This is a genomic window from Planktotalea sp. (assembly GCF_049680325.1).
Classification (GTDB): Bacteria; Pseudomonadota; Alphaproteobacteria; order Rhodobacterales; family Rhodobacteraceae; genus Planktotalea.
The window spans coordinates 1-8,181 of record NZ_JBAUHO010000187.1; the positions used below are offsets into that span (position 1 = coordinate 1).

Annotated in this window: 8 protein-coding genes; 2 read left to right on the forward strand and 6 right to left on the reverse strand. The window is 56.3% G+C overall.

Annotated elements, in window-relative coordinates; translation table 11 throughout:
- A partial coding sequence (locus WBC85_RS08565; protein WP_424435322.1) for a hypothetical protein occupies positions 1-697 on the forward strand: 697 nt, incomplete at its 5' end.
- A gap of 105 nt (positions 698-802) precedes the next feature.
- A complete protein-coding gene (locus tag WBC85_RS08570; protein ID WP_424435325.1) occupies positions 803-1,696 on the forward strand; it encodes a fructose bisphosphate aldolase in 894 nt (297 codons plus the stop codon).
- Between the two features lie 62 nt (positions 1,697-1,758).
- Here the strand turns inward: WBC85_RS08570 and lpxB are convergent, their stop codons facing one another.
- The 6 genes from lpxB to bamA all read right to left on the reverse strand — a co-directional run bounded on the left by lpxB (position 1,759) and on the right by bamA (position 8,048).
- A complete protein-coding gene (gene lpxB, locus WBC85_RS08575) occupies positions 1,759-2,913 on the reverse strand; it encodes a lipid-A-disaccharide synthase (RefSeq protein WP_424435328.1) in 1,155 nt (384 codons plus the stop codon).
- A gap of 3 nt (positions 2,914-2,916) precedes the next feature.
- Positions 2,917-3,717, reverse strand: coding sequence for an LpxI family protein (locus tag WBC85_RS08580; RefSeq protein WP_424435331.1), 801 nt, complete (start codon positions 3,715-3,717; stop codon positions 2,917-2,919).
- A 3-nt stretch (positions 3,718-3,720) separates the two neighbouring features.
- Positions 3,721-4,521, reverse strand: coding sequence for an acyl-ACP--UDP-N-acetylglucosamine O-acyltransferase (gene lpxA, locus WBC85_RS08585; RefSeq protein WP_424435334.1), 801 nt, complete (start codon positions 4,519-4,521; stop codon positions 3,721-3,723).
- A complete protein-coding gene (fabZ, locus tag WBC85_RS08590; RefSeq protein ID WP_424435337.1) occupies positions 4,518-4,976 on the reverse strand; it encodes a 3-hydroxyacyl-ACP dehydratase FabZ in 459 nt (152 codons plus the stop codon). The genes lpxA and fabZ overlap by 4 nt, the downstream gene beginning before the upstream one ends.
- Before the next feature lie 98 nt (positions 4,977-5,074).
- Positions 5,075-5,671, reverse strand: coding sequence for an OmpH family outer membrane protein (locus WBC85_RS08595; RefSeq protein WP_424435343.1), 597 nt, complete (start codon positions 5,669-5,671; stop codon positions 5,075-5,077).
- Positions 5,672-5,699: 28 nt separating this feature from the next.
- The gene (gene bamA, locus WBC85_RS08600) at positions 5,700-8,048 is read right to left on the reverse strand and encodes an outer membrane protein assembly factor BamA (RefSeq protein WP_424435340.1); all 2,349 of its coding nucleotides are present in this window, start codon (positions 8,046-8,048) and stop codon (positions 5,700-5,702) included.
- Between the last annotated feature and the right edge of the window lie 133 nt (positions 8,049-8,181).

Below are 8,181 nucleotides of genomic sequence, written 5' to 3' on the forward strand. Positions count from 1 at the left end.
TTTGGAAGACCCCAAAGCGATTTTTGCAAAGCTGTCCCCCGTTATTGGCACATCGCCAAAGGCCGTCAGCAGCGCCATCTCGGCGACCGAGTTGAAGCAGGCGATTGACGGGCTTTTGAGCACAGATCGGAATTATGAGGTCGGCAAGGCGTTGCTGACAGGCGTCGGTGCGCCGCGCAATGTCACGCTTGGTTTGCGCCTGCTGGACCCGCTCGCCAAAGAGGGCAATGCCCAAGCCACCGCGCTTATGGCCGAGGCGATGCAGATCAGTAATCCCGGCGTCGCCTATCGCCTTGCACTGCACGCCACCTCTAACAGCCAGCCAGGTAGTCTAAGCCTGCTTAACGATCTGGAAGACGGGCTAAGCCTGGCGCAGATGCTTGAGGTGCAAGATGACATGCTTGGCGGCGGCGGTCCCGTTGCCTCCGACTTTGCCTCAATCGGCGACATCAGGCGCGCGGCGCGCGGCCATATGACAGGCACAACGCGCATTCGATCCTATCGCGCGGCCTATTACTGGGCCTCGGTCGGGGCGGCGGCTGGCGATGTTGCCTCTATTGCGATCCGCGATGAAATCAACACCATCATGCGGCTGCGCGGCGCAAACGCCGCTTGGGCTGATGTGCAGACAAGCCTTGAAAACGGCGTGTTGCGCGATTGGGTGGGACGCAATCTGCCCGCAACGTTGCAAGAATAACGCCGCGACAAAATTGGCCACCGACTGTTAGCGCGACCATGATTGCGCGACGTCGGTGCCTCCCCTACACCCTCTCTAAATCGTAATTCGAGAAAGGGTATTCCCATGACAAATCCACAAATGGCCGACAAAATGCGTGCAGGCAACGGTTTTATCGCGGCCTTGGATCAGTCAGGTGGCTCGACCCCCAAAGCGCTAAAGCTGTATGGCGTGAATGAGGACGCATATAGTTCTGACGCCGAAATGTTTGATCTGATCCACGCGATGCGCGGACGCATCGTTTCATCGCCCGCATTCACCGGTGAGCGCGTCGTTGGCGCGATCCTGTTTGAAATGACTATGGATCGCGAGATTGGTGGAAAACCATCAGCCAAAGCGCTTTGGGAAGACAATGGCGTCGTGCCGTTTCTGAAGATCGACAAAGGTCTTGAGGATGAAGAGCACGGTGTTCAACTTTTGAAGCCAATTCCGGGCCTTGATGCCCTGCTCGCCCGCGCGGTCCAGAACGGCATTTTCGGAACCAAGGAACGCTCGGTCGTCAACGCAGCCAACGCGCGCGGTATTCGTGCGCTGGTGCAGCAGCAGTTTCAATTGGGCAACCAAGTGCTTGCTGCCGGCCTTGTTCCGATCATTGAACCCGAAGTGAACATCACCATTAGCGACAAGGCCGAAGCCGAGCAAATCCTGCTGGAAGAAATCACCACTGCGCTGGACACGGTGCCAGTGGGTCAACAGGTGATGCTGAAACTGACGCTGCCTGAAACCGCCAACCTTTATAAATCCCTTTGCGATGATGCGCGGGTGATGAAAGTGGTCGCGCTATCGGGTGGTTATTCCCGCGCAGAAGCAAACGCGCGTCTGTCTAAAAATACCGGCATGATCGCGTCTTTCAGCCGTGCCTTGACCGAAGGTCTGTCCGCGCAGCAATCCGATGCAGAATTTGACGCAACGCTTGATGCAACGATCGGCGAAATTTACGCGGCTTCCGTCGCGGGTTAAACCGCTTTATGCACTGTAAGAACGCGCCGCAGGCCATTGATCTGCGGCGCTTTTACGCCCGATCAATGTCGGGTTCGGCCCTCGCTTAGCCCATCCAGAACGGCGCGTGCGGCGCGCAGGCCCGGTGCCTCACCGCCCTGCCCCAAACGCTCCATCGTGAGCGTCATGGCGTCGTGTTGCAGGGTCGGATTATCAAGCAAGTCCAGCAATCCGTCAGCAATCCGCGCAGGCACGCAATCCGCGCCGATAAATTCGGGAACGGCGCGGGTTTCTGACACCAGATTAACCAAGGTGACTGTATCGACCTTTAGCATCCGCCCGATGATCTGGCGCGAGAGCCAATTCATGTCATAGGCGATCACCATTGGCGTACCTGCCGCTGCAAGCTCTAGCGAGACTGTTCCAGAGGCGGCAAGCGCCACATCCGCGGCTTTGAACGCAGCGCGTTTGGCGGGCTTGTCCTCAGAGCGGATCACCAATGGCGCGTTTGGCCAATCTTTCACGCTTTCGCGCACCAAATCCTCAACTGGCGCCGCCGCGGGGATCACGACGCGTAAATCAGGGCGCGCGTGCATCACAGGGGCCAAGGCCTGCCCGAAGATCGGCGCAAGGCGGGTGACCTCGCCCCTGCGCGAACCTGGCAGGACCAGCGCCATTGGTGCATCGCCAAGCCCATGTTCGGCGCGAAAGGCCTGCGCTTCCTGCGCGCTGGCCTGAAGATCGGTCACAACAGGGTGCCCCACAAAGTCACAGCGCATGCCAGCGGCTTGCATATAAGGTGGCTCAAAGGGGAAAAGCGCCAGCACCTGATCTATATGACGCGCCATCTTTGCCGCGCGGCCAGACCGCCACGCCCAAACTGTTGGGGCCACATAGTGGACACAGCGCACATGGCTTTGCGCCTTCACTTGTTTGGCAACGCGCAATGAAAACTCGGGCAGATCAATGGTGATAAGGACGTCAGGGTTCGATCCGATGATCGTCTCCGCTGTCTCGGATATTCTCCGTTTCAAATGGCGGTATTGTGACAGGATTTCGGAAATCCCCATGATGGAAATCTCTTCCATCGGGAATAGGCTTTTGAGGCCCGCCTCGATCATTCGCGCGCCGCCAATGCCGTCGAACTGCACATCCGGAACCAGCGTTTTCAGCCCGTCGATAAGGGCCGCGCCCAGTTTGTCACCCGAAGGCTCGCCTGCGATGATAAAGACGCGCATGGTTCAGAAATCCTGGGCGATAAGGGTAATGCCTGCCGCTTGAGCAAGGCTTAGCGTTTCGTCCTGCGCCAGTATGATAACAGCATCTGCTGCAAGGACGATAGCGGACAGGCCAGCGGCGGCGGCGGCCTTCACGGTGTTCGGGCCAATAGTTGGCATATCAACACGCAGGTCTTGCCCGCGCTTCGGGGCTTTGACAAAAACACCGCCGCCTTTGCGCAAGGTTTTCGGTGTTTGCGCAACGAAGCCAAGCAAAGCATCGGTGCCTTGCAGCGTTTCAATGCCAAGGCATAGACCATTCTCAACCACTGCGCCCTGCCCGACATCGAGCGGGCCAAGCGCGCTTAGGATATCAATGGCGCGCTCGGCGTCTTTCAGAGAATGATCGCTCAAAGGCGCACCCGCAAGCAGGCCAGCGCAGACAGTGAGTTCAGGATCAACCTCATGCGCACCGAGCACTTTGAAGCCTTGCTCTTCAAATATCTCGACAACAAGGCGCAGCAGCGCGTCATCGCCGCCCTGCATCGCAGCAAGCAGACGCGGTGCCAGCGCTGTCATCACATCATCAAAGGCAGTCGGATCAAGCGGCGGGCGTGACATGGCGCCGGCCATCACGACCTCGCTCACGCCTTTATCCTTTAACGCTGCAAAAAGCGCACCCATCTTTTCAAACGCATGTTCTTCTGCATCGCGTCCAAGCACGTGTTGCACGCCCGAAAAACAGATTTGCACAGCGTCGGCTCGCAGCCCGGCCAAGCGGAGCGGAAGATCGCCGTTGCCTGCCAATATGGCCAGCCGCGCCATTGCTTATCCGCCCGGTGTCAGGAAAGAACGATCGCTGGAGCCGCTGACAAACTCGACAATATGGTGCACATATTTGCTGTCCGTATCTTCGCCCATGCGGGTAACGCGATCCTGAAATGTCCCCTCGCCCTGCGCCATCATCTGGAACGCAGCGCGCAGCGCCATAATGTCCGCCCGATCAACCCCGCGCCGTTTCAGGCCAACAAGGTTCAAACCATCCAACTGGCCGCGTGGGGCCTGAACAAGACCGTATGGGATTACGTCATTGGTCACCATCGTAACCGCGCCGATAATCGCGCCTTTGCCGATACGCACAAACTGGTGAATGCCGGCAAGGCCACCAATGATGACATCGTCCTCGATAATACAGTGACCCGCGACAGCGGCGCTGTTCACCACGATAACATTATTCGCAATAATGACATCATGCGCCACGTGGCAGCCTGCCATCAGCAGGCAATCGTCGCCGATTTTTGTCAGCGAGCCACCACCGCCTGTACCAGTGTTGATCGTCACATGTTCGCGGATGCGATTGCGCGAACCGATTTCAAGCCGCGTCTTTTCACCGCCGAATTTTTTATCCTGTGGAATTTCACCAACGACTGCAAAGGAGAAAACGGTGTTTTCATCGCCCATGCTTGTCTGTCCTTTGACGATAGCATGGCTCATCAAAGTGCAACGCGCACCCATTTTGACCTCTGGGCCAACCAAACAGAACGCGCCAATGACACAGCCTTCGCCAATCACCGCACCATCCTCAATCACTGCGCTGGGATGGATTTCTGCGCTGGGATGGATGCTCATGCAGGCAAATCCATCATTGCTGTGAACTCGGCTTCGGCTGCCATTTCGCCGTCAACCGTGGCCACGCCAGAGAATTTCCAGACCTTGCCACCCGGTTTGCCGCGCACTGTAGTCAGATTCATCCTGAGCACATCGCCCGGCCCGACCTTGCGACGGAATTTGCATTTGTCGATGGCCATGAAATAGACTTTCATTTCCTTGTCAGCCATATCCAGCGCAGTGCCGACCATAACAGCCGCCGTTTGCGCCATCGCTTCAACAATCGTGACACCGGGCATGATCGGCAGACCCGGGAAATGGCCCTGGAAATGCGGCTCGTTCATTGTGACGTTCTTGATACCGACTGCCGTCTGCGTGCCATCGATATCCTCAACCTTATCAACCAATAAGAACGGGTAACGATGCGGCAGGATACGTTGGATCAATTGAATATCGGCGCTCAAAAGTTCGGTCATAGGTATCCCTTTAGGCAATGTTGATTATGTTCCATTGGTCCTAGCAAGCAGACCGATGCGGGGCAAGCCACTGCGTGCAGGTTTGCCCCGCAACGGCACTACTGTTTCGGCGTGGTTGTTTCGGCGTCAACCTCGGGTAGCAATTCGCTCAAGCCCGCTCCGTCCGCAAGCTTTTCGTCAATACGGCGCACTGCGGCTGTGGTGATATCAGAGGCATCGGCACTTAGAAACACAGCGCGGCGATCCAGAATGACGCTTGCACCATTCTCGTTCATCATCGCTTCAAGGATCGGTGCAATTGCCTGAAGAAAGCCAAGTTGAGCCTGATCGGAAAGCGCGGCCAATGCGCGGGCTTTTTCATCTTGGGCACTGCGCGCTGTGGTCACGCGCAAATCAAAATCATCCGCTAGCACGCGGAACTCTTCCGGCGTCATCGTCTCGCGTTTGCCCGTCAGCTCGCCCTCTTCATCGGCCAGTTCTTTTTCGATGCGGCGGTTTTCAGCTGCAAGCTGGTTTCCCCGCGCCTCGATTTCTTTGGAAAGGCTCTGACCAAAACGTGTACCTGCGAAAAGCCTGTCTGGTTCGATCGTCAAGACGGGGATTTCTGGCAATGCAAAGCCAGTGGATTGCGCGTTGGCGGATGTAGAGACGGCAATTGGAAGGGTGCAGGCCATAAACAAGGCCGCAATGGTCACACGCAAAACGTGCGACCATCGGGCGTGTTTAGAACTCTGTCGAGATTGACAGGTCAAAGGTCTGCTCCTGATCGCCCGTCTCTTTGGACAGGGCTTTAGAGAAGTTGAAGCGCAACGGGCCAACAGGTGTCTTCCAGAAGATCGACGCACCGACCACCTGACGGGCTTTGAAGCCTTCATTAATCACGTTGGCGTTGGTTTGATCGAGCGACCAAAGCGAACCGATATCATAAAACAGACCGCCGGAAATGCCGTATTCTTCTGGCAAGCCAAGTGGGAACTCGGCCTCGAAACGCGCGACCGCAAACATGTTACCACCAAGCGAGTCATTGATTGCTCCGCTGACTTCGCGCGGACCAATACCACCCGGCTCAAAGCCGCGCATGACACTTGATCCCATAAAGAAACGATCCGTGGCGCGGCCAGAACCGCTGATGTAATTCAACATACCGCCTTCGAGGGTCGCCCGCAGGGTCACTTCCTCGTTCAGGATCTTGGTTTGTGCGATTGCCTTTGCGGTGGATTTGATGAACTGGTTGTTACCACCCAAGCCACCGAAGTCCTGACCGAACTCAAGCAAGACACCTGCATTCGGGTTCAGACCAGTGCGGCGTGTGTCATAGCTGTAGGTATATCCAAGCGAGCTGGACCATTCTTTGCCACGCGCGGCTTCCGTCGTTATCAAGGCACCAGCATCGGTGCCAAGATCTGTCATTTCGGACATATCAAGCGTGTAGCGCAGTTGAACGCGGCCATTTTCAGAGACCGGGAATTCAAAGGACGGACGGAAACGGCCCAAAGTGGTGTCATACACCGCGTTCTGGTTGTCTGTTTCGATGAAAGACAGATCAAAACCGAAACGTAGATCACGCCCAAGGAATGCAGGTTCTGCAAAGTTCAAGGAATACTGACGATTGTCTGTTCCTGATGTCACAGCTATGCCAAGCCTTTGGCCACGGCCCAAGAAGTTGCTTTCATTGTATTTAATGACCGCGCCAGGGCCGGTAGAGGTCGAATAGGTGCCCCCGAAGGTAAGCGAACCGGTGGTTGTTTCTTCGACATCAACATCGACAACAACCAGATCGGATGCAGAGCCTTCACGCGCCTGAACATCCGCGTTGCCAAAGAAACCCAGGGCACGAATACGTTCTGCACTTTCGCGAATTTCGCGCGGGTTGAACGGATCGCCTTCAACGATCTTGAACTGGCGGCGGACAACACGGTCAAGCGTTGAAGCGTTGCCTTCGATGTCGATACGCTCAACAAAAACACGCGGGCCACGGACCAGCGCGAATTCGACATCAAGCGTCAAATCACGATCGTTGCGGGAAATGCGTGGCTCAACGCGTACAAAGTTAAGCCCTTTCTTGATCGCCAGACGTTCCAGGCGGGCAATCGAGTTTTCAACCAGTGATGGCGAGTAAACGACACCGGGGCGAATTTTCAGCGCCGCTTGAAATTCAGCTTCATCCGCGTCGGCAATTTCAGAGACCGTGGTAATCGCGCCAAACTTGAACTGCTGACCCTCTTCCACGTTGAACGTCACGAAATAGCCGTCGCGCTCGCGTGCGAGCTCTGCGTTGACGCCTGTCGTGCGGAAGTCCACGTAGCCGCGGCTTTGATAGAAATCGCGCAGCACTTGTTTATCAAATTCGATCCGGTCAGGAACGAATGTGTCCTTCTTGACGAAGGCGCGCAAAAGGCCTGCCTGCTTGGTTTCCAGAACCCGGCGCAAACGCCCGTCGGAATAAACCTGATTGCCGACAAAGCCGACGCGTTCGATTTCGGTCAAGCCGCCTTCGAAAATTTCAAACACCAGATCGACACGGTTGTCAGAGCGGCGAATAATGCGCGGATTCACGGTTGCCGTGACGCGGCCCTGCACTGAATAGGCTTCTGCGATCTGCGAGGCATCGCGCTCGGCTGTGGAGGGGTTGAAGACACGGCGCGCCTGACTTTGAACGATTGCGCTTAGCGCATCGTCCTTGATGCGGCGATTGCCTTCAAAGTTGATTTTGCTGATCGTAGGGAATTCGGAAACCTTGATAACAAGGCGGTTGCCGCGTGGCTCGATATCCACACTTTCGAACAATCCGCTGCCCAAAATGCGCTGATAGGCATCATTAAGCTCGGCCCCGGAAACGCTCGCGCCCCGGGCGATTCCTGCGTAGGACAGGATTGTTGAGGGCTCGATCCGCTGATTGCCTTCGATCGAAACAGCCGTAAAACGGTATTGTTGCGCTTCGGCGACGCTCGGCAAAGCGACGTAACCCACTGTAAATGCTAACGCAATCACAGCGGCACTTGATTTTAACGCACCTGCTCGTAAAAAGCGCGCCGCGCGGCGTTTGTCGCCACTTGTTTTGTTATCGATCATTGCAGCAATCCAACAGACATCCCAGATAGGCTCTGACTAGCCCTAATGAGCCGTGTTGTCAAAAGCGGATCGGCCGATTTCTGCGTGGAACGCGCGGTCTTGTAACCTAGAAGGCGCTACAAGATGAAGGGGT

Excerpts from the sequence above, each read along its gene's own strand:
- bamA (WP_424435340.1), bottom strand. The coding sequence starts at position 8,048 with ATGATCGATAACAAAACAAGTGGCGACAAACGCCGCGCGGCGCGCTTT.
- lpxB (WP_424435328.1), bottom strand. The coding sequence starts at position 2,913 with ATGCGCGTCTTTATCATCGCAGGCGAGCCTTCGGGTGACAAACTGGGC.
- WBC85_RS08570 (WP_424435325.1), top strand. The coding sequence starts at position 803 with ATGACAAATCCACAAATGGCCGACAAAATGCGTGCAGGCAACGGTTTT.
- fabZ (WP_424435337.1), bottom strand. The coding sequence starts at position 4,976 with ATGACCGAACTTTTGAGCGCCGATATTCAATTGATCCAACGTATCCTG.
- lpxA (WP_424435334.1), bottom strand. The coding sequence starts at position 4,521 with ATGAGCATCCATCCCAGCGCAGAAATCCATCCCAGCGCAGTGATTGAG.
- WBC85_RS08580 (WP_424435331.1), bottom strand. The coding sequence starts at position 3,717 with ATGGCGCGGCTGGCCATATTGGCAGGCAACGGCGATCTTCCGCTCCGC.